Annotated in this window: 2 protein-coding genes; both read left to right on the top strand. The window is 67.1% G+C overall.

The genetic code is table 11. The features are described from left to right. Window positions 1-78 precede the first annotated feature (78 nt). Window positions 79-462, top strand: coding sequence for a hypothetical protein (locus OF819_RS28955; RefSeq protein WP_267246620.1), 384 nt, complete (start codon window positions 79-81; stop codon window positions 460-462). Between the two features lie 17 nt (window positions 463-479). Continuing rightward, on the top strand, window positions 480-1,487 hold the full coding sequence (locus OF819_RS28950; protein WP_267246619.1) for an IS3 family transposase: 1,008 nt from the start codon (window positions 480-482) through the stop codon (window positions 1,485-1,487). Window positions 1,488-1,522 lie beyond the last annotated feature (35 nt).

The raw sequence follows: 1,522 nt of genomic DNA, 5'->3' as shown, positions 1-1,522 counted from the left end.
CCCTCTCTGTCAGCCTTGGGTGAGACGCCCCGCTTCGACGGGTTAGCCTGAGAGGGCACGACAGGAGAACCACCCCTCATGACCAGCACCACCCCCGCCGAGTCCGATCCGGCTCCCCGGCCGAAGCGCCGTTCCTTCACTGCCGAGTACAAGCTGCGGATCGTGGCCGAGTACGACGCCGCGCCCAAGAGCGGGAAGGGCGCGATCCTGCGCCGCGAGCGCCTGTACCACTCGCACGTCAAGGAATGGCGGGCCGCGCGGGATGCCGGGGCGCTGGAGAAGCTGGTCGACAAGCGCACGAGCCCGGCCCGGCCGAAGAAGTCCGCAGCCGAGGCGGAGAACGAGAAGCTGCGCCGTCAGGTGGAACGGCTGGAGAAGGAACTGGCCCGGAACAAGGCTGCGTTGGAGGTTATGGGAAAAGCTTCCGCGCTCTTGGGAATGATCTCCGAGGGCGCGGACTGAGGGCTGCCGCCAACCCGGTGGTCGACGACGCGTTCGTCGGCATCGAGGGCAAGCTGGGTATCACGGCTGCCTGCCGGCTGACCGGTCGCTCCAGGGCCACCCACTACCGTCGGCTCCGTCCCTCGCCACCGCGCAGGCCCCGCTCGCCGCAGGTCCAGCCCTCGGCCCTGACGGCAGAAGAACGGGCTGCGGTACTGGAGTTGATGAACAGCGTCGAGTACGCCGAGCTACCGCCCGCACAGATCTGGGCTCGCGAGCTGGATGCCGGGCGCTACCACTGCTCGGTCTCCACGATGTACCGGATCCTGCGCGAAAAGGGTCAGTCCGGCGAACGCCGCCGCCAGGCCACCCACCCGGCGAAGACGGTGCCCGAGCTGGTGGCCACCGCACCGTCGCAGGTGTTCACCTGGGACATCACCAAGGCAGCCGGACCGGTCAAGGGCGTCTGGTATCACGCCTACGTCATCATCGACATCTTCAGCCGATACATCGTCGGCCACACTGTCGAGAGGGCCGAATCGGCCCAGCGGGCCGAGCAGTTGATCCGCGAGACCATCGCCCGCAACGGCATCGTGCCCGAGACCGTGCACGCCGACCGCGGCACCTCGATGACCTCCAAGAAGGTCTCGCAGCTGCTGATCGACCTCGGCGTCACACGGTCGCACTCGCGGCCGAAGACCTCCAACGACAACCCCTACAGCGAGGCCCACTTCAAGACCACGAAGTACATGTCCGACTACCCCGAACGGTTCGATTCGCTGGCCCATGCCCGCGAGTGGTTCGACGCGTTCATCGCGTACTACAACCACGAGCACCGCCATTCGAGCATCGGCTGGCACACGCCCGCCAGCGTGCACTTCGGCACCGCCGAGGAGATCCGCGACCAGCGAGCCGTCACCCTCGCCGAGGCATACGCCCGCCACCCCGAACGCTTCGGCCGCCGCCCCCGACCACCCCAGATACCCCAGCAGGCATGGATCAACGACCCGGCCAAGCGCAGGGAACCCGCACCACAAACCTCATAGCTTCACGACCGTCTCACTGGACTTGAAATCTTCCG

The organism is Streptomyces sp. PR69 (assembly GCF_026420845.1).
GTDB lineage: Bacteria > Actinomycetota > Actinomycetes > Streptomycetales > Streptomycetaceae > Streptomyces.
The sequence above is the reverse complement of the archived record's forward strand: the minus strand, read 5'-3'. Positions and strand labels throughout refer to the sequence as shown.

Bases quoted from the DNA above. Each gene is read 5' to 3' on its own strand.
- OF819_RS28955 (WP_267246620.1), top strand. From the start codon at position 79: ATGACCAGCACCACCCCCGCCGAGTCCGATCCGGCTCCCCGGCCGAAG.